The organism is Sediminibacterium sp. KACHI17, from assembly GCF_040362915.1.
Lineage (GTDB): Bacteria > Bacteroidota > Bacteroidia > Chitinophagales > Chitinophagaceae > Sediminibacterium.
In genome coordinates, this window is the sequence record NZ_AP029612.1 from 1,080,247 (window position 1) to 1,099,411 (window position 19,165).

17 protein-coding genes are annotated in these 19,165 nt (G+C 40.9%); 3 read left to right on the plus strand and 14 right to left on the minus strand.

Going from position 1 to position 19,165, the window contains the following annotated elements; genetic code table 11:
* Nucleotides 1-48: 48 nt before the first annotated feature.
* Nucleotides 49-981, plus strand: a complete 933-nt coding sequence (locus ABXG83_RS04680; protein WP_353550328.1) for a phosphoribosylaminoimidazolesuccinocarboxamide synthase — start codon at nt 49-51, stop codon at nt 979-981.
* A gap of 24 nt (nt 982-1,005) precedes the next feature.
* Here the strand turns inward: ABXG83_RS04680 and ABXG83_RS04685 are convergent, their stop codons facing one another.
* The 5 genes from ABXG83_RS04685 to ABXG83_RS04705 all read right to left on the minus strand — a co-directional run bounded on the left by ABXG83_RS04685 (nt 1,006) and on the right by ABXG83_RS04705 (nt 8,650).
* Complete coding sequence (locus ABXG83_RS04685) at nt 1,006-2,040, minus strand: rhodanese-related sulfurtransferase (RefSeq protein WP_353550329.1); 1,035 nt, start codon at nt 2,038-2,040, stop codon at nt 1,006-1,008.
* A 189-nt stretch (nt 2,041-2,229) separates the two neighbouring features.
* Nucleotides 2,230-3,177, minus strand: a complete 948-nt coding sequence (locus tag ABXG83_RS04690) for a tetratricopeptide repeat protein (RefSeq protein WP_353550330.1) — start codon at nt 3,175-3,177, stop codon at nt 2,230-2,232.
* Between the two features lie 65 nt (nt 3,178-3,242).
* On the minus strand, nt 3,243-5,711 hold the full coding sequence (locus ABXG83_RS04695; RefSeq protein WP_353550331.1) for a DUF5686 and carboxypeptidase regulatory-like domain-containing protein: 2,469 nt from the start codon (nt 5,709-5,711) through the stop codon (nt 3,243-3,245).
* Nucleotides 5,712-5,823: 112 nt separating this feature from the next.
* Nucleotides 5,824-6,177 (minus strand): hypothetical protein, encoded by a 354-nt coding sequence (locus tag ABXG83_RS04700; protein ID WP_353550332.1) that lies wholly within the window; start codon nt 6,175-6,177, stop codon nt 5,824-5,826.
* 10 nt (nt 6,178-6,187) lie between these two features.
* Complete coding sequence (locus tag ABXG83_RS04705) at nt 6,188-8,650, minus strand: penicillin acylase family protein (RefSeq protein ID WP_353550333.1); 2,463 nt, start codon at nt 8,648-8,650, stop codon at nt 6,188-6,190.
* 153 nt (nt 8,651-8,803) lie between these two features.
* Between ABXG83_RS04705 and ABXG83_RS04710 the strand changes: the two genes are divergently transcribed.
* A complete protein-coding gene (locus tag ABXG83_RS04710; protein ID WP_353550334.1) occupies nt 8,804-9,985 on the plus strand; it encodes a cytochrome c peroxidase in 1,182 nt (393 codons plus the stop codon).
* Nucleotides 9,986-9,987: 2 nt separating this feature from the next.
* Here the strand turns inward: ABXG83_RS04710 and ABXG83_RS04715 are convergent, their stop codons facing one another.
* The gene (locus tag ABXG83_RS04715; protein WP_353550335.1) at nt 9,988-11,034 is read right to left on the minus strand and encodes an aminotransferase class I/II-fold pyridoxal phosphate-dependent enzyme; all 1,047 of its coding nucleotides are present in this window, start codon (nt 11,032-11,034) and stop codon (nt 9,988-9,990) included.
* 113 nt (nt 11,035-11,147) lie between these two features.
* Here ABXG83_RS04715 and ABXG83_RS04720 point away from each other — a divergent pair, with 113 nt between their 5' ends.
* Entirely contained in the window at nt 11,148-11,756 is a 609-nt protein-coding gene (locus tag ABXG83_RS04720; protein WP_353550336.1) for a tRNA-(ms[2]io[6]A)-hydroxylase, read from the plus strand.
* A 5-nt stretch (nt 11,757-11,761) separates the two neighbouring features.
* Here the strand turns inward: ABXG83_RS04720 and ABXG83_RS04725 are convergent, their stop codons facing one another.
* The 8 genes from ABXG83_RS04725 to ABXG83_RS04760 form a co-directional block, all read right to left on the minus strand.
* Nucleotides 11,762-12,766, minus strand: a complete 1,005-nt coding sequence (locus ABXG83_RS04725) for a GSCFA domain-containing protein (protein ID WP_353550337.1) — start codon at nt 12,764-12,766, stop codon at nt 11,762-11,764.
* A 6-nt stretch (nt 12,767-12,772) separates the two neighbouring features.
* The gene (locus ABXG83_RS04730) at nt 12,773-13,633 is read right to left on the minus strand and encodes a hydroxymethylglutaryl-CoA lyase (RefSeq protein WP_353550338.1); all 861 of its coding nucleotides are present in this window, start codon (nt 13,631-13,633) and stop codon (nt 12,773-12,775) included.
* Nucleotides 13,634-13,645: 12 nt separating this feature from the next.
* The gene (rlmB, locus tag ABXG83_RS04735) at nt 13,646-14,395 is read right to left on the minus strand and encodes a 23S rRNA (guanosine(2251)-2'-O)-methyltransferase RlmB (protein WP_353550339.1); all 750 of its coding nucleotides are present in this window, start codon (nt 14,393-14,395) and stop codon (nt 13,646-13,648) included.
* Between the two features lie 14 nt (nt 14,396-14,409).
* Nucleotides 14,410-14,961 carry an NUDIX hydrolase gene (locus ABXG83_RS04740; protein WP_353550340.1) on the minus strand — a complete coding sequence of 184 codons (552 nt, stop codon included), beginning with the start codon at nt 14,959-14,961 and terminating at the stop codon, nt 14,410-14,412.
* A 4-nt stretch (nt 14,962-14,965) separates the two neighbouring features.
* Nucleotides 14,966-15,469 carry a hypothetical protein gene (locus ABXG83_RS04745; RefSeq protein WP_353550341.1) on the minus strand — a complete coding sequence of 168 codons (504 nt, stop codon included), beginning with the start codon at nt 15,467-15,469 and terminating at the stop codon, nt 14,966-14,968.
* A 73-nt stretch (nt 15,470-15,542) separates the two neighbouring features.
* Nucleotides 15,543-16,796 (minus strand): methionine adenosyltransferase, encoded by a 1,254-nt coding sequence (gene metK, locus ABXG83_RS04750; RefSeq protein WP_353550342.1) that lies wholly within the window; start codon nt 16,794-16,796, stop codon nt 15,543-15,545.
* A gap of 41 nt (nt 16,797-16,837) precedes the next feature.
* A complete protein-coding gene (locus ABXG83_RS04755; protein ID WP_353550343.1) occupies nt 16,838-18,328 on the minus strand; it encodes a DUF4270 family protein in 1,491 nt (496 codons plus the stop codon).
* Between the two features lie 10 nt (nt 18,329-18,338).
* A complete protein-coding gene (locus ABXG83_RS04760; RefSeq protein ID WP_178889241.1) occupies nt 18,339-19,157 on the minus strand; it encodes a glycogen/starch synthase in 819 nt (272 codons plus the stop codon).
* Nucleotides 19,158-19,165: the final 8 nt, after the last annotated feature.

Here is a 19,165-nt window from a genome sequence, read left to right on the forward strand (position 1 = left end):
CGAATGGTATTCAGCTTTATTATTCAATGCACTGGCTAATTTTACGCCATGAAGAGCCTCCAGTTCCCTCAGCAGACAAATGTTTATCATGGAAAAGTAAGAGATGTATACACCATTGGTCAGGATTGGCTGGTAATGGTAGCCAGTAATCGCATATCTGCTTTTGATGTAATATTACCCAAACCCATCCCTTATAAAGGGCAGGTCTTAAATCAAATTGCGGCTTTTATGCTGGAGGCTACGAAGGATATCTGCCCGAACTGGCTCGTTGATGTACCCGCCGCCAATGTATCCATCGGCAAAAAATGCACCCCTTATAAAATCGAGATGGTAGTAAGAGGCAATGTTGTAGGACATGCCTGGCGCACGTACAGCTCCGGTCAAAGAACACTTTGCGGAGTTACCATGCCTGAAGGGTTGAAAGAAAATGATTTTTTCCCATCACCTATTATCACCCCTTCCACCAAAGCAGCGGAGGGACATGATGAAGACATCTCCAAAGAAGAGATCATTCGCCAGGGATTGGTGAGTGCTGCAGACTGGGAGGTACTCGAATCATATGCCTTACAATTGTTTGCTCGAGGCAAAGAAATTGCTGCACGTCGAGGATTGATACTCGCTGACACGAAATATGAATTCGGCAAGATCGGTGATACCATTTATTTAATGGATGAAGTACATACACCGGATTCTTCACGCTACTTCTATGCAGATGGATTTGAACAAAGACAAGCCAGCGGCGAAAAACAAAAACAACTGAGCAAGGAATTTGTAAGAGAATGGCTGATCGCCAATAATTTCATGGGCAAAGAAGGACAATCTGTTCCTGAAATGTCTGATGAATGGATTGACACCATCAGCAAAAGATATATAGAACTATTCGAAAAAGTAACCGGTAAAACCTTTATCCCCGAACAACCCTCTGATGATGAAATCGTGACCTTGGTGTCAGAGGCATTGAATAAGATCGGGGCAAAGTAGTGAATGGTGAATAGTGAATGGTGACTACTCCCCCAACCTCGGCCTCAACCTCACCCTACTTTTATTGAAAATATTTTGTCCGTTCTCAATGCCTTTGCGTAATTCTTTTTGGCGCTCTACGGGCATGTGTATGGTGTCTTTGCATTCCTGACTGCAACAGCCTTCATAAGCAGCAGCGCAGCTTTCACATTGTATGAATAACAGATGGCAACCATTGTTTTTACAGTTGGTATGTGTATCAGCCGGCTTCCCACATTGGTGACATTTTGCGATCACATCTTCAGTGATACGTTCACCTAAACGATTGTCAAAAACAAAGTTCTTTCCAATGAATTTGCTTTCCAATCCGTTCTCTTTTGCCTGTCGTGCATAATTGATGATACCACCCTCCAGATGAAAAACATTCTTAAATCCTTTGTGCAACATGTAAGCACTTGCTTTTTCACATCGAATTCCACCGGTACAATACATGATAATGTTCTTGTCTTCATTTCCCTTCATCATATCTACCGCCATCGGCAATTGATCTCTGAAAGTATCGGATGGAACTTCTTTCGCATTCACAAAATGACCCACTTCATATTCGTAATGATTACGCATATCGATCACGATCGTATCCGGCTGTTTCAGCAATTCATTCATTTGTTCAGCATTCACATAACGTCCTTTTCTTTCCATGCTGAAATCAGGATCATCAATACCATCCGCCACGATCTTATCACGCACTTTGATCTTTAGCACCCAGAAACTTTTTCCATCATCATCAACTGCTATATTGAGACGAAGTCCATTCAGTGGTTCAATACCATATAAAAAACTTTTGAATGCTTCCATATAGTGCTCTGGCACACTGATCTGCGCATTGATCCCTTCTTTTGCCACATAGATTCTGCCAAAGACCCCTAAAGCATTCAATTGCTTATACAAGTGATCTCTGAACTCTTGCGGATTCTTAATCGGAAAATACTGGTAGAAACTAATGGTGACACGATGGAAAGTCTCTTCCATCAAACGTTGCTTCAACTCTTCGTTGGATACACGGTTGTGTAAAACAGGCATAATTTTCAAATTTCAGCCCCATCTCTTCTCGTTTAAAACGAGCCGAAACAGGATCCATGAACAATGGAACCACTTGCAGGGTGGTCAAAATCGGTGCGAAGATAAGAGGATATTTCTAATGTCAGATGGCAGATCTCAGATGTAAAATATATCTGACATCTGCCATCTGAGATCTGCCATAAAATTGTATTACTTTTTATAGTACCTCACATAATCAGCCTCAGATGCAATATAGCCGAAGGATGCCCATACTTTTCCTTTTAGTATTTGTTCATAGTAGGTCTTTGCTTTTTCTGTTTCACCATTGTATCGGTACCAGTTGGCTACACCGTATGTCACTGCATCATTACTCGTGACACTACCGTTTACCATCAAAACGGAATCAACAGGAAGTAATCCTTTGTATAACAAGCATAACTTTTGATACGCATTGTTTTCAATAATCTTCATCTCCTTTTGTATCGGACTTAGGATGCGTTGTGCTGCGGAATCATTGCCTGTCATTCTATACACCATGTATAACCAATGAGTGGTTGATACCAGTTTATCATCGTTCTCCGATTCTTTCACCGCTCTCTCATAAACAGGCAACGCTTTTGACAGATCATTTTTCAGATAATATGCCAAACCCAAATGATACCAAATATTAGAGTGTAATGAACTGATAGGAATGTTCAGTGCATTAGGTTGTCCATCAGGTTCTATCTCGTCTTTCTTTCCTTGAATCAATGTTGCTGCTTTTTCAAGATCTGCAATAGCCCGATCAAATTCGCGGATTGAAATATAGCGATGTCCACGATGACGATACATCCTTGCATCCTGAGGAAATTTTTCAATCCCTTCTGAGAAAATCGTGATCGCTTTTCTGAAATCACCTTTGTATCCTGCCCATCGACCGTACCAGATGATTTTATCTGCATCACCAGGAGATGCTTCATACGCGAGGCGGGCACTGTCAAACTTCAGCAAAACATTCTCATAAGGTGAATGGGGATACAAAGTATCTCCCATCAAAGAAACAGCCTGGGCACTATCGGATAAAGGTGTAAATAGAAGATCCGTATCCGTTTTTGATACTTGTTTACAACCGAATAGAAATGTAACTGCAAATAATAAAAAGCAATCCCTTTTTTTCATGATGGTGCGTGTAAGGATGAATAGGAAAGATAAAACATCCTGCTATCCTTTCAAACACTTATTCATCAGTCATCGTTCCTGCTCTCCAGAAAAAAAGGAACAGTGATCCTGATACCGGTTGGTGATGGACCGTTCGTTTCATATCCCTTTACAAAATCTACTCGCATGATTTTTAGTATGTTCTCCAATCCGACAAAAGCTTCGTAATAATTTTTACCTTTTTGTGTGTGCAATAGATTGGCACCTGTTACAAGAAACCAATTGAGTTTTTTGAAACCCGGTATTTTATTGGTCAACAATCCATTCAAATGATATTCCACATGTCCGGTAACAAAAAGTTTTGACGTGTTACTATACCGGTAATAAGGTGCAAGCTGAAATCCGGATAAAGGATCATTCGCTAAAACAGTTTGGTTACCCAGCACATGCTGATAGTCTGGTATGAATACTTGTTTTGCATTCAGGAATCCACCAACCGTTGCACGATAGCTGAATGCACCACCCAATTTCATATCCAGATCATCGGTGATGGTCAAACGCCATTTGGTAAAGTCTGCATCACTTCCAAAAAGACCTTTGATACCTTGTGTGATTGCCAAATTGAAGTTGGGATAATCAGATCCGATTCCGATTTTGCGATCAGGAAGTTCTATGTATTTACCACCGGGACGCCAATTCAAAGAAGCGGTCAGCGTTGTTGCCTGATTTCTCGGCATAACTGTATTGGTAAGTTCAACCGGATAATTAGGCGTAAAAACTCTTCCTGCTATATTTTTCCAGCTCACAGGATCAGCTAAATTATTCAACCCAAATCGATCCTGAAACTGCAAACTCCAGGCAGCAGTTAATCCATTTCCGATACCTGCTGAATGTGCGATCCTAAAGAAATTCGCTTCATAGATCTTTAGATGATTATTCTCGTACAAAAGAGTTGTGTACGTATTGATCCTGGATGTAATAGGCTGCGCATTGTTATATTGAAACACTCTTCTACCGGCTGCGAAACTGAAATTATTAAAATACTTTTTCCCGAAATTATAACGGGCTGTCACATGACTATTAAAATGTTGGTTTGCAAAACCATATCGGAAATAAGGTGTGATTTGTAACGATTTTCTACCCTCATAATTTTTACGCCATGTTGGCGAGAAGTGCAGTACCCCACCTTCTACCGTATTATAGTTCAGTGTATTGATCAGTGGATCAAAATTGATGAATGTTTTCTTTTTCTGCTTACTGATCGATTGTCCGGTAAGCAATAATCCGCTGATCGAAAACTTGTTTCTTTTTCGGTCAATAGAATCGAGATACTTGGGATCTTTTCGTATTTGCTCCAGGCTATCTTTCTTTTTATAATCAAGCGCTTCCTCGCTCAATAAAGGGAGTGGTCGAATACTATCCCAATAAGTCATCGGTTTTTTATTGGCACTATCGTATACTTTAATGATCGTATTATCAAAATACTTTTTGGCAAATACCGGATTCAAATCAAAGCGATCATAGACCTGAACAAAACTTCCAAAAAAATCAAAGCCAAATAATTTACCGGAAGGATAGATCACCTGATTTTTTATGACCCAAAGATTGGAGGCAGGAACATACAGTTGTTCAATGGTCAGCGTATCCAATAATTGCATTTGCTGATCTCTTACCAAATTCAATCGTAAACTATGAATGCGCCATTCATTTTCGATGATATTGATATAGCCATGAAAAAGGGGCTCATATTTTCTACGCGGGATCACTTTGATTCTACTGATCTCTACCCCATTTTCATAAAATGTTCCTTCAAACTTATATCGGTAAAAACTGATCGCATTGGTTGCGATCGGGGAAATAAACCCTCTGGGATTCAGGTTCTCTCCTACTTGTATGGTATTATTATAAAATGAAATGATTTGCGGACTACTAAACCCAAATGCATCACTTCTGCCACTCACTTTGTTTGAGAGCACTTCTATCTTTTCATTCTTTGGTTCTTCAACAGAATACTTGGCAATGGTTTCTGAGAGGAATAGCATTTTTCTTTTACTGGTATCCCCATCCTCAAAATCTACTTTCTGACCAAACAATCGTTTGGGATAATCACGCAATTGCAATTGTCCTTTTAGATATACATCCGCAGTAAATTTTTTGATTTCCTTCTGATGATAGGTTCTTTTCTCAATTGCTTTTCGGATAATCGCATATGCAGGATCTTCCCCTGCAGAATTCACCATTACTTCCTGTAGATTATATTGTTGCTGCTCTAACTGAAAATCTATCACCTGATTCACTCCTCGTTCTACAACGATCTTTTTTTCGGTTGATCGATAGCCTATGTATTGACAAACCAATGTGTAACTCCCGGGAGCCAATTGAATACTATAATATCCCTTACTATTTGCAGAAACACCTTGTGTGGTGCCTCTTACCAGCACAGAAGAAAAAGGTAAAACTTCTTTATTCAGATCTGTGATCGTTCCCGTGATCGTTTGTGCTTTAACATCGATCAGCGTTACAATCAAAATAATTGCGGATAAAATTGCTCTCATACAGGTTAAGTTCTAACGAAAATAAGTAGCACTGATCCCTTATTCATTACAAAAAGCCCCAATTAAGGGGCTTTAACTAAATATTAATGAAAAAGTCAGCTCAGTATTCAAGCTACTTGTTCGTTTGACGAAGATAGCTACCTGTAAGCGCAGCCAAACCGGATACCAGTCCACCAATAACTCCGGTCAATAATATCAATACAATATAAGATCCGCCTAATGGTAGTATCTGAGCTACTTTGGTAGCCAGCAAATGTTCATTGGCGCTATCCTTTAGCAATGCCAAGATTGACCATAACAAGAATAATCCGGTGAACCCAGCCAGAAAAGCTCTTCCCGCTTTCTGATGAATGGTCACTGCTACGATCAAAGAAGTGATGGAGAAAGTCCACCAAGGTAACATGCCATACAAGCCGGCAGCAAATGCCAATAATGCGGTTAATATTACAGCAGATAAAAATTTCATTGCATCAGATTTAATTGTTGAAAGTGATACGCCACTTGATTTGATTACTTTTTTCAGCGGCTTCTTTTTTAAGAAACAGTATGCGATAATATTTACCCGCTGCCCAACTATCTACAAAACTATCATAATACTTACTACCTGGATTACCGCTTTGTCCACCCGGATATACACCATACGCTTCAATATCATCCGTCATATGCACGATCATGCGCCAACTTGGACCATGTACTTTGGTTGTAGCATTGATGATATGTACGCCTCCGCCAATAGGAAGATGCAATCTACTCAAGGGATCAATTTTCAATAAATGACTCACACGTGTGTCTTTGAACTTACCCCATTCCAGTTCATTCTTTTTTTCCAATTCTTTGCATTTGATACTTGCCTTTTTAATCGCCGTCATTACAGCATCATACAAGGTTTCTGTTTTATCAGGCGTATTGGCATTATCTGCGAAATAGTAAACACTATCACGTAACATCACTTCCAATAAAACAGGTTCATCAGGCCATGGTAATGCCAGTTTTGATTTTTCAAACTCGTCCTTCCAAACTGTAGTTTCAAGGCTATCCCAAATAGCACGGAAAACAGTGGCGCCTTTTTCTCCAATATCATTACGCAGGTTCCAATCTTTGAGGATAGATAGATACTTTTTTCCATCAGCATCTAAGGCGGCTTCATTTACAAACTTCATCAAGGCAGGTCTTGCCATTTCAGCAAAAACGTTGTAGTTATCAGTTTGCAATCGCTGCATATCTTCTGCAGTGATATTACTCATCGCAGCCAATCGCTTATTAATGATGATGCCACGATACAATGGAAAATCAGCAGCTGCTCCTAAATAATAGGGATAGGTATCATCTGTTGATCTTTGATTGGCACTACTGATAAAGCCACGCTCCGGATTCTTCTGCATTGGATTTTCTTCGTTCGGAATAATTCCCTGCCACATGTATCTGGTATCATCACCGGGCATGATGAAATCTCCCTGTCGCTTCCATCGCGCAACAAATGCACCTTGTTGTTTAATAGCAATATCTCCGGTTTTGGAAATAAAAGCAAAGTTTTGTCCCGGACAAGTCCACTTATTAATGGCATTCAAATAATCATCGAAATTTTTTGCATGATTCAATTCATAAAATGTCTGTAGACCTTGTCCGCCATCATGTGCCGTCCATTTAACAGCTAAATATTTACCAACCGTATTATCATTCTTGTAAGAAGCATCATACATCACCGGACCCAGGGCTGTATATGCAACGCGATCAATGATATCGGGCTGCCCTTTTACTTTGATCACTTCTTCTTTGATATCCGCTTTGTTCCATAATCCATTATACCAATATTGTTCAAGGGTACTGTCTTTGAATTTCATGTCATAAAAATCGATCACATCTCTACCGGCATTGGTCACACCCCAGGCGATACTATCATTGAATCCGATGATCACTGCTGGAGAACCCGGAAAGCTTGCGCCATAAGTACTATGTGTAGGCGTTGTGATCTGTACCTCATACCAAAGTGAAGGAAGATTTAAACCAAGGTGAGGATCATTCGCCAATATTGGTCTGCCACTTTTGGTTTTAGTTCCTGAAACCGCCCAGTTATTGCTTCCATTATTTTTATCCGGAATCATGGGTGGTGTTGCAGTATTGAATGTATTGGTCTTGCCTAAATAAACAGAATCCACATCAGCAGGTGCGGTTACCGGTATGGCGGCGGCTGGGTAGACTGTTCCTTTGGGTATGATCGGATCTAAAGAGTCTTGAACATTGGTAAACAGTTGATCAAAATCTTCATACCCAAAATAGTTTTTTGCATTGGTCATCTGAAGATCACTACTAATGCCTCTTCCGGTAAGATCATAGGACATGAACATCAGGAAAAGATAGGTTTTGAACGGTGTCCATTCTTCCGGTTGATAGTCCAATAACTTGTATTCAAAAGGAATTTCATGGGGTTCGAGTGAACGGATATAATCATTCACTCCGTTGGCGTAAGCCTCCATAGCTGCTGTGATATCTTTGTTCTTTGAAGCTTCGCGCATGGTTTTTTCAGCAGCGTATACCATGCCCATTCTGCGAAAATATTTATCGGTATCTATGCGATCAGGGCCAACGATCTCACTCAATCTGCCAGCGGCAACATGGGTTTGAAATTCCATTTGCCACAAACGGTATTTTGCATGAAGATATCCTTGTGCATAATAAGCATCCGCATCATTCTCTGCATAGATATGCGGCACAAGTCGTTCATCCATGAACACTTCTACTTTTGATTTGATCCCCGTTAAAGTGATCTCTGCATTATGAGAAGCATCAGCGGGTTCTGCGTTTTGCCAGAAACCTTTTTGAGGAGAGAGAAAATATCCTAGTCGAGGTGTTTTACTACCCCCTACTGGAAGTTGGGTATTGAGGGTGATGATAAGTCCGGTTGTGGCAATCACCGAAACCAACATAGGAACAATTCGCATAGCATCAATTTGAGTGATGAATTTAAGGGATTTAGGGCATAGTTGTTCAGGCGATGCATCTAAGGTTCCGCTATAAGATCATAAAAATAAGCCAGAAAGATTCTTTCGATTAAACCTATTGGTATTCGTTGGGTCTTACCCAAAAGCCCTGACATGAAAAAAGCCCTGATTACTGGATTGTTTATCGTATCGATCACCTTACTCCAATTCTGCAAAAGCAAGGACAGCGCTGCTCCCACGTATGAATCTGTCACCAATGCATTTGGCACCAACATCAACCTCAATCAACTTGAGAATTATGCTTCCCAGGCAGTTCCGGCCTATATCACAAAAGATAATACAGCAGGAAATCCGATTACCAATGCTAAAGCAACTGTTGGCCGGGTTCTTTTTTATGACAAAAATTTAAGTATCGATAATACTATTTCATGCGCCTCATGTCATCAGCAGCAATTTGCATTTAGTGATACGGCAATAGCCAGTAATGGGGTTAGTGGTGGACTTACGGGCAGACATTCCATGCGTTTGGTCAATGCAAGATTTTCTGCTGAGGCTAAATTCTTCTGGGATGAAAGAGCAGGCACTTTAGAACTGCAAACCACACAACCCATACAAGATCATGCGGAAATGGGTTTCAGTGGACAGAATGGAAGACCGGCCATCGGAGCCTTGCTGACTAAGCTTCAGGGCATCAATTATTATCAGGATCTTTTCCAATTTGCGTATGGCAATACAACCATTACTGAACAGAAGTTGCAGGAATGTCTGGCTCAATTCATCAGAAGTATTCAATCCTTTGATTCAAAGTATGATGCAGGTAGAGCGCAGGTGAATAATGAGAATCAAAACTTCCCCAACTTTACGGCACAGGAGAATCAGGGTAAAAATTTATTCCTAGCACCTCCGGCATTCGATCAGAATGGTGTGAGAACCGGTGGTGGTCTGGGATGTGGCGGTTGTCATAGAGCTCCTGAATTTGATATCGACCCCAATAGTGGTAATAATGGTATCATCGGAAGAATCAGTGGTACAGGCATTGATATTACGAACACAAAAGCACCATCACTGAGAGATTTGGTAAATCCAAACGGCTCGCTCAATGGAAATATGATGCATACTGCTTCACTGACTTCATTACAATCTGTGATAGGTCACTATGGCAATATCAATATTGCTCCAGGCAATAACAGACTAGATCCCAGACTCAGACCGAATGGTAATGGTCAACAATTGAATCTTACCGCCGCTGAAGTGAATGCAGTGATGGCATTTTTAAGAACATTGACCGGAACGAATCTGTACACCGATAAAAAATGGAGTAACCCATTTAAATGATCTCAACTCAGATGTTGGATCAACTGATTCACTTGATCGATCGTATTGAATGAATGGAGCACTAATCGAAGCCGCTCCTTCCCTTCCGGTACTGTTGGATATAAGATGGGGCGAATATCAAAATGATGGGATTGTAACTGTGTTGCCAATTCTTTTACCGCTGTATTTCCCGGAACTACAACCCCTTGTATCGGTGTATGAGAGATCAATTTTTCATAGCGTATATCTGAGGATTGAAACAGTTCTACAAGGCTTTTCAGATAGGCTCTTTCTTGATGCATCGCTGGAAAGACATCATAAGATCTACTGATCATTGCTACAGCATGCTCGGGTAATGAAGTGGAGTACATCAGACTTCTGGCAAAATTGATGAGATAGGTTCTTAATTGTTCCGAACCCAACACCGCTGCACCATGGCATCCACATGCTTTTCCAAATGTATGTATGCGTGCAAAAACCTGTGATGCAAATCCCAGTTGTTGTACCAACCCTTCACCCTTATCACCAACCACACCTGTGGCATGTGCTTCATCAATAATGAGATGTGCCTCATAACGTTGTGCGAGATGGATCAATGCTTCTAGTGGACAAGTATCTCCATCCATACTAAAAACAGATTCAGTAACAATAAAAATGGTACCGGTAGCCTGTTTCAGTTTTGCTTCAAGATCATTCAAATCATTGTGTGCAAAGGAAAAAGAACGGGCAAAAGATAAACGAATACCATCTCTTATAGAAGCATGTGAGAGGTAATCATATAATATTGTGTCGCCTTTTTGCGGAACACAAGACAAGAGTCCGACATTGGCGTCATAGCCAGAATTGAAGATCAAAGCCGTTGCTGCTTCATGAAACAGGGCGATCTTTTTTTCGGTTTCATTGATCAGCGGGTAATTACCTGCGAGCAATCTTGACCCTGTAGAACCGGAAGCTTGTGATTTCGATCCTTGATTCAACAAATGATGGGTAGCGATCCCTAAATAATCATTGGAGCAAAAATCAATAGCACCGGCATGTTGCTGAAGCTGGCGTAATGACTGCTTGGACACACGTTCATCTAGTTTCCGGCGGAGAAAATCATCAGGATACATGAAAGTAAAACTAAGGCAAAAAGAAAATCTAACCGCTTCAAGTATTTACTTTGCAGGTGAAATGATGCAGCATGGAATTATCTGAGCATACAAAAAATATACTAGGACTTCAATTACCGACTGACCCACGATGGGTAGATCTGGCGAGCATTCGTTTAGAAGATATACTTACCGATCATGCTTATTGCGAGCAAAAAGCTGCACTGACCTGTATTTCACTGATCCAGCGTTATTCTCAGCGTGTAGAACTGGTGAAACAACTCTCTCCGATCGTTACGGAGGAATGGGGACATTTCAGGTTGGTATTGCATGAATTACATAAGCGAGGCTTACAATTGGGGACCCAGCGAAAAGACCTGTATGTAAACAAACTGATCGAGTTTCAAAAAAAAGGTGGCAGTGAAGAAGGAAGATTTTTAGATCAACTGCTCACGATGGCATTGATCGAAGCCAGAAGCTGTGAACGGTTCAAAAGATTAAGCGAGGGATTACAAGATGAATATCTCCGTAATTTTTATCGCCGCTTCATGGAAAGTGAAGCAGGTCACTATACTTTGTTCATCGAATTATCAGAGCTATACATTGATAAAGCCATTGTTCGTAAACGCTGGAAGGAATGGCTGGATTATGAATCAGAGATCATGCAGGAATTGGAACTCAGAGGAGATAGAATTCACTAGCTGCTTTATTTTTTTAAACAAGATTCAAAATAAACTATCTCATCTTTCCAACTGATAAATGGATATTGTTTCTCCATCTGCACCGCTTTGTTCAAATATGTTTGCAGGAACTGCTGATGTTGCTGTGTAGAAGGATTAAAAGGTTTATGTTGTGCTGCTAATCTGATCGCATCAATTTCCTTGAGTAAGCTTCTTGTTTCTTCAGACATACATGCATTCACCAATTTCTCCCATACATATTGTGTAGCATGATAGTTTGGATGAACAAGATCTTCAGCGTAAAAACGATAATCGCGCAGGTCATCGATCACTAATTCATAAGCCGGGAAATAATACAACCTGTCAAATTTCTCCACCAAATGATGTACGGCCTGAATCAATACCGCTTTACTTTTATTGTTCTCGATCACCCCTTCTCTCAAATGTCGCACCGGACTGATGGTGAATATGATCTGTAGTTTAGGATTGAAGTGAAACAAGCGATGGATCATATGATCCAGCATACTTAATACTTCTTCAGTGGTCAATAATTTCTTTGCGAACCAATCTGCAGGAGCTTTGTGGTTATTGGCTGCAACTGCTCCCTTTCTTGTATTCACTGCTTTTTCGGTTAAGGTATAGACCCATGCAGAACCGAGTGTGATCATAACCTGATCGGCATGCTTTAAAAATTCATGAGCTGTTTTTGTTGATTGATTGATCTTCTCTATTGCGTCTTCCGGTGTGATGCCTGAAAAACGACTATGGTGTTTCCAGCTATGCCAACTTTCATTGAGTGTAAAAAGATCCTCGACAGCAAAGGTTTTGTTTTCGATGTATTGAGTAATAGCTTCTGATACACTTACCGGATTGAATAGTATTCCATTCGGGTTCTCTAATACGGTGAACTTATGTTTTGATAATTTCTCTCCGATATTTTCTGTAAAGCAAGAACCGATCAATAGCAACTGTTGCTGATGACTGATCAGTTTGTCGGGAGACTGAATATCGAATTCGTAATGAAATTTCATACCTGTTTATTGAAACACCTGTAATGCCATGTTGCTACTTCGCATCAGTGCATCCGGATCTAAGTCTTGTAATAATTGCTTTGACTGAAAGAAAGGGATCATTTTTTCTGAATCCATATTACCGACCAGATCATCCTGCGCCATCGGACAACCTCCGATTCCTTTCATCGCCCCATCAAAGCGATTACAGCCTGATTCGAACGCGGCTAATAATTTCTCTTCCCAATTCTTTGCAGTAGAATGCAAGTGAACACCAATAGTAGTTTCAGGATATTGAGGAATCAATGTTGTCAATGCAAAACGTATTTGTTCCGGGCTGGCCAGTCCAACAGTATCTGCTAAGGAAATAATTTCAACTCCCTCTTTGACCATCACTTCTGTCCAATGGAGTAATATATCTTCATTGTATACATCTCCATATGGATTACCAAATCCCATACTAAGGTATACTACTAATTTTTTTTGGGTCTTTACACACAATTCCTGAATCGCTTTGACTCTATCCATGCTTTCTTCCATAGTGCTATTGGTATTGCGCTGCTGAAAGGTGGGAGAAAGCGAAAAAGGGAATCCAAGATAACTGATCTCATCATATACAGCTGCTTCTTCAGCACCGCGAAGATTTGCAACAATGGCTAATAACTTTGTACGATCATTGATTACCAGTTGAGGAATCACTTCTTTGGTGTCAGCCATTTGCGGTATGGCTTTCGGTGATACAAAACTTCCGAAGTCTAGTGTATGAAACCCAACTTTCAGCAATGCATTCAAATAATTCACCTTCACCGATGTTGGAATTTGATGACTCCAACCTTGCATGGCATCACGAGGGCATTCCACCAATTGTATTTGACGATCAAAAGACATGTAAAGCTGTTATTATGATGAGTGCAATCGCTGTTTCATTGCTTCGTATAAAATGATACCGGTTGCTACCGACACATTGAACGAATCGAATTTGGTAGCCATTGGAATGGTAAAAAATGCGTCGGCTGCTTTTGCGAGATAAGGCTGTACGCCTTTGCCTTCATCACCCATAATGACACAACAAGGATCATTGAATGTAAGATCGAATACTTTTTTATCCGCACGCATTTCACTGGTAAATACCTGAATGCCATTCAAGTGTAGTGTATCTACGGCTTTCAATAAACTATTGACCCTGCAGACGTGAATATGTTCCAATGCGCCGGCACTGCTTTTCATTGCTTCCTCATTCAAAGCACCCACTCCTTTATCAGGAATGATCAAAGCCTGAGCCCCGCAACAAAGCGCGCTTCGAGCAATGGCTCCAATATTTCTTACATCTGTCACACCATCCAACATCACAAACAAAGGCACTTCACCTTTGGATACTACATGATCGATCACTTGTTGTAGGTCCATGTATTGAACCAAGGCTGCAAATGCAATCACACCCTGGTGATTGGCACGAGTCATGCCATGCAGTTTCTCTTGGGGAACCAACTGTATCGGGATATTCTTTTCCCTTGCATGTTGACGGATCTCAGCAATGGCTTCTCCCGATATATTTTTTTGGAATAAAATTTTATCGATCGGTCTTCCCGTTTCCAGCGCTTCCAATAAAGGCTGGCGACCAATGATCAATGAACTCTTTTTAACAGGCATCTGCAAAGGTATTACTAAAGCTGACCCAAAACCTTCATCAATTTAATTTTTGTAATAGCGGCAACGGACATTGAATCAGTGATGATGCCCTTGTCAACCATCTGCCATGCTTCATCCAATGATACTTTCCTGCAATGTAACTCCTCTGTATCCTCCGGCTCTGCCTCCCCTTGCGCTAACCCCGTCGCCAAATAAATGATCGCCAATTCATCGGATACCGAATTAGATAAATGCATGGTCTGTAAATGCTGCCAAGTTGTAGCGGAGAGCCCCGTTTCTTCTCTTAGCTCTCTTTTCGCACTGTCCAGTGGATCCGTACCGATCGGCGCACCCCCTTCTGGAATTTCCCAACTATATTGATCCAATGTAAAACGATATTGACCTACCAGCCATAACTGCTCATCCTTGTCCAATGCTACCACACCTACTGCTGTATTTTTAAAATGGACCTTTCCATAAATCCCTTGGCCACCTGATGGATTAAGCACCGCATATTCCGTTAGTCCTATCCATTTATTTTCATAGATATTTCTTTCACTGATGATCTTCCAGGGATTCTTTTCCATATAGCTAGTTTCTGATAATGAGTCGGCGAATGACTGTCGCTATCATGAACAAAAGTAAGATCACTACGATCATAAACTTAATGGCCGCACAATACCATGTTAATTGTAATGATGATACTGAATGATACCCATTGATAGACTGCAGCATTAATATATTTTCTGTGATATCCAATATTGCTGCAAGAAAAGCCATTCGAATACCTGCAGCACCCAATTGCTGCATGAATCGATGGGTCCATTGAGCCGTACTCCTGGCAACCCCTACAACAAAAAACCAGGTATAGGCAGCAATAAAAATAAAATCAAGTAAAATATTATTCCGCACCATTTCTTTATTCCATACCGATAAAACTGTGCTTAATTTTTCAGGTGTATTGGCAAACTCCAATGCCAATATTCCGGAAGGTGTAGAAGGCTGTATCAGTTCTTTTCCTTGCCATCTTAAAACAATGATCATGATGATGGAAAAAAGAGATGCAAGCAAAAAGTATAGGGATGATTTCTTCATTAGGATGGTTTTAGATATCCTAAATATAAAAAACCTCCGCAGTTGCGGAGGTTTCTATGCAATATTGATCACATTATTTTAAGCCGAAAGCTTTCTTCACTTTTGAAACGTAATCGAGTTTCTCCCAAGTGAACAGTTCCACTTTTACGTTCTTCTCTTTACCATCCGGTGATTTGAAAGTCTTGGTCACCACTTCACTCTTACGTCCCATGTGGCCATATGCAGCGGTTTCACTGTAGATCGGGCTGCGCAATTTCAAGCGCTGCTCAATGAAGTATGGACGCATGTCAAACAAGCCTTCTACGATCTTAGCGATCTGTCCATCGGTCAAGTTTACTTTTGCAGTACCATAAGTATTTACGTTGATACTAGTAGGTTGTGCCACACCGATTGCATAAGATACTTGTACCAACACTTCGTCTGCTACTCCTGCTGCTACCAGATTCTTCGCAATATGACGAGTTGCATAGGCTGCTGAACGGTCTACCTTACTAGGATCTTTACCACTGAATGCTCCACCTCCATGTGCTCCTTTACCACCATAGGTATCTACGATGATCTTACGACCGGTTAAGCCGGTATCGCCATGTGGACCACCGATCACAAACTTACCGGTTGGGTTGATATGGTATTTGATGTTGTTGTTGAACAGCTTCGCGTATTTCTTGTACTTCGCTTTTACTCTTGGGATCAGGATATTGATGATATCAGATTTGATCTTCGCCAACATCTTTGCTTCGGTATCAAAATCATCATGCTGGGTAGATACTACGATCGCATCGATTCTTACCGGGCGGTTGTTATCATCGTATTCCAAAGTAACCTGGCTCTTTGCATCAGGACGCAGGTATTTGATCTGCTTGTTCTCTCTTCTCAATGCTGCCAGTTCAATCAGGATCTTATGTGCCAGATCCAATGCCAATGGCATGTAGTCATCTGTTTCATTGGTAGCATAACCAAACATCATACCCTGGTCACCTGCTCCTTGCTCTTCTTTCTTCTTTCTGTCAACACCCTGGTTGATATCAGCACTCTGCTCATGAATCGCAGAAAGGATACCACAGCTGTTGGCTTCAAACATATATTCACTCTTGGTATATCCGATCTTACGGATCACACCACGAGCAATTTCCTGTACATCCAAGTATGCCTTTGATTTTACCTCACCGGCCAATACCACCTGTCCGGTAGTCACCAATGTTTCACAAGCCACTTTAGATTGTGGGTCAAAAGCCAAAAAGTTATCGATCAATGCATCAGATATCTGGTCGGCCACTTTATCCGGATGTCCTTCAGATACACTCTCAGAAGTAAATAAATAAGGCATAAATGATTTTTAATGGGTGCAAATATAAAAACTGTTGTCGATTATATACGGGAAAATACCAGACGTAAACGCATTCTAAAACGCGAGTGCGTACCACCGCCCAATCTAACCCTGCCCATGGCCGGATCATTTCCAACACTTGGATTCAGGTAATATAGCGCGGGTGCGGTAACCTGCGGATATGGGTTGGTATAAAATAAAGAGTCATTCACGGGAGCTGACAGCTGTAATAAGTGAGAAGTATCTTTTCTCGATACAATACCTTGTACATATCTGCTCAGGTTAAAAGTATAAGAGGCTACACGATTATACCCTTGTGTTGTTTTGTAGAACAATCTACCTCCAAAATCATTGATATTGGGGCCCTCTTGCGAGAAGGTATAATCATTGGGAACATTATACTTCGCGTTGGTAGTAGGTTTGAACACACTTAATAACAAGTACCTAGGTGGACTCATTTGTTGATCGATCGTTAAGAGATTCGCATCATCGGGTATTTGTTCAGCGATCAGTTCAGCACGATGGATGATCCTATTACTTAAAGAAGCGAGTCCGGGGATACGAATTCTCACAAACGTACCCGGGGCAGCCTGTACATACACCATTGAATCTGATCGGGGTGTAGATGTATTATTGACATAGTTCGCTACCTGACTTCCGGCGCGATTACGTGTTACAAAGTTGGCATCTCCACTTGTCAAAGTATTGAACGAGAAATAAGCTACTGCAGTATCTCTCTTCGTAGCTCCTGTTGAGCTGGAACTGTAGTACAAAGCAAACTTCGTATTGGTATCGCCGAGATTGATATTCAATAAAGCATTCGCTGGAGCAGACTGATCAACAGTTAAAGCAAAACCGGCGAAGTAAGTTTTAAAAAGAGAGTCAGACTTATAAGCATTAGTCGAATCATAGGTTTTGATGAAGCGTTGCGCCACATCATTTCTCAGACGGATCCTGATTTGATTCTTTGCATTCTCATACCTGTTTTTTACAGAATCTCCGAGTCTGCGGATATCAATGGTAACCGGTGAAGCAAGCGGACCGGCGAGGCTTATGGGATTAACAGCCGGATAATTCACCGGATAGCTATAATTTCTTTGTAAGCGTGTTGATTGCGATATTTCTGAAACTGTTAATCGCAAAGGCTGCATAGAGTCTCCATAAAAGCCTTTGTAACTAAGTACCAATACGGCTGAATCAACCACGATACTGTCTTTATTTCCGGGTATTGCAAAAGGGAATACCGGAGGAGTTACTTCAAAATACATGGAAGCTGAAGTACGTCCAAAAATCGGATCGTTGGTGATAGCACCTAATACATGCACGTCAGATTTATAAATACGTACAGAGTCTAGTTCCTCATATGTATCGGTGGTAACGTCGAGAATGGTATCTTTTGTAAGTACACCATCAATGGGAGGTATCAATCCCCCACCTAACTCGGTTGAAGTAATCCGGGTACAACCCGCGAGTAGAAATCCAGAAATAATACAGAAAATGAATGTATTACGCAGTGTCGAAAATAAACGCATGAGTTGTTGATTACTTACCCGCAAGGTCGTTGTACAATTCTAAATACTCTGTTAAATCAGAATCCCATCCTTTGAAAGGAACTACCTTTTTCCCTTTCACTTTTGCGAATTCTTCTGTGAGTTTTTTATCGATCTTTTCTGCACCAAAAGTGATGGCATCAGCATAGCTGGCTCCACCTCTGAACAATGCGGTATTATTAGCTTCTTTAAAGGGTTCCAGATCTTTGTCTTTGACATTGGCATTGATAACGGCCTGTTTCAGGAAGTCACCACCCAATTTATCTTTGAACGTGTTTTCACCAATGGTAAAAATCACTTTACTATTACCAAATACAGGCTCTTTCTTATACGCTGTTTTGATATAAGCAGGAATCAATCCTGTCATCCAGCCACTACAATGTATAATGTCAGGAGGCCATCCGAATTTCTTTACTGTTTCCAATGCTCCTTTACAGAAAAACACTGTACGAAGTGCATTGTCATCAAACCATTTCTCTTCATCATCATGAAAGATCTGCTTGCGCTTGAAGAAATCTTCGTTTTCCAAGAAATATACCTGCAAGCGTGCATTGGGCAATGAAGCGACTTTGATCTGAAGGGGATAATCATCATTATCAACTGAAACATTGATACCCGATAATCTTACCACTTCATGCAGACGATGTCTTCTCTCATTGATCACTCCAAAGCGGGGCATGATACATCTGACTTCCAGTCCCCCGTCATTGCTTTTGATAGCCAGTTTATTGATAACCTCGGCAAACTCTGTGAGCTCGAGGTAGGGTGACATCTCTGTGGCTATGAATAAAATTCTTTTCTTTGTTGACATCCTTGCGC

Bases quoted from the DNA above. Each gene is read 5' to 3' on its own strand.
- ABXG83_RS04685 (WP_353550329.1), bottom strand. From the start codon at position 2,040: ATGCCTGTTTTACACAACCGTGTATCCAACGAAGAGTTGAAGCAACGT.
- ABXG83_RS04680 (WP_353550328.1), top strand. From the start codon at position 49: ATGAAGAGCCTCCAGTTCCCTCAGCAGACAAATGTTTATCATGGAAAA.
- ABXG83_RS04705 (WP_353550333.1), bottom strand. From the start codon at position 8,650: ATGCGAATTGTTCCTATGTTGGTTTCGGTGATTGCCACAACCGGACTT.
- ABXG83_RS04740 (WP_353550340.1), bottom strand. From the start codon at position 14,961: ATGGAAAAGAATCCCTGGAAGATCATCAGTGAAAGAAATATCTATGAA.
- ABXG83_RS04755 (WP_353550343.1), bottom strand. From the start codon at position 18,328: ATGCGTTTATTTTCGACACTGCGTAATACATTCATTTTCTGTATTATT.
- ABXG83_RS04745 (WP_353550341.1), bottom strand. From the start codon at position 15,469: ATGAAGAAATCATCCCTATACTTTTTGCTTGCATCTCTTTTTTCCATC.
- ABXG83_RS04720 (WP_353550336.1), top strand. From the start codon at position 11,148: ATGGAATTATCTGAGCATACAAAAAATATACTAGGACTTCAATTACCG.
- ABXG83_RS04760 (WP_178889241.1), bottom strand. From the start codon at position 19,157: ATGTCAACAAAGAAAAGAATTTTATTCATAGCCACAGAGATGTCACCC.
- rlmB (WP_353550339.1), bottom strand. From the start codon at position 14,395: ATGCCTGTTAAAAAGAGTTCATTGATCATTGGTCGCCAGCCTTTATTG.
- ABXG83_RS04725 (WP_353550337.1), bottom strand. From the start codon at position 12,766: ATGAAATTTCATTACGAATTCGATATTCAGTCTCCCGACAAACTGATC.
- ABXG83_RS04700 (WP_353550332.1), bottom strand. From the start codon at position 6,177: ATGAAATTTTTATCTGCTGTAATATTAACCGCATTATTGGCATTTGCT.
- ABXG83_RS04695 (WP_353550331.1), bottom strand. From the start codon at position 5,711: ATGAGAGCAATTTTATCCGCAATTATTTTGATTGTAACGCTGATCGAT.
- metK (WP_353550342.1), bottom strand. From the start codon at position 16,796: ATGCCTTATTTATTTACTTCTGAGAGTGTATCTGAAGGACATCCGGAT.
- ABXG83_RS04730 (WP_353550338.1), bottom strand. From the start codon at position 13,633: ATGTCTTTTGATCGTCAAATACAATTGGTGGAATGCCCTCGTGATGCC.
- ABXG83_RS04710 (WP_353550334.1), top strand. From the start codon at position 8,804: ATGAAAAAAGCCCTGATTACTGGATTGTTTATCGTATCGATCACCTTA.
- ABXG83_RS04690 (WP_353550330.1), bottom strand. From the start codon at position 3,177: ATGAAAAAAAGGGATTGCTTTTTATTATTTGCAGTTACATTTCTATTC.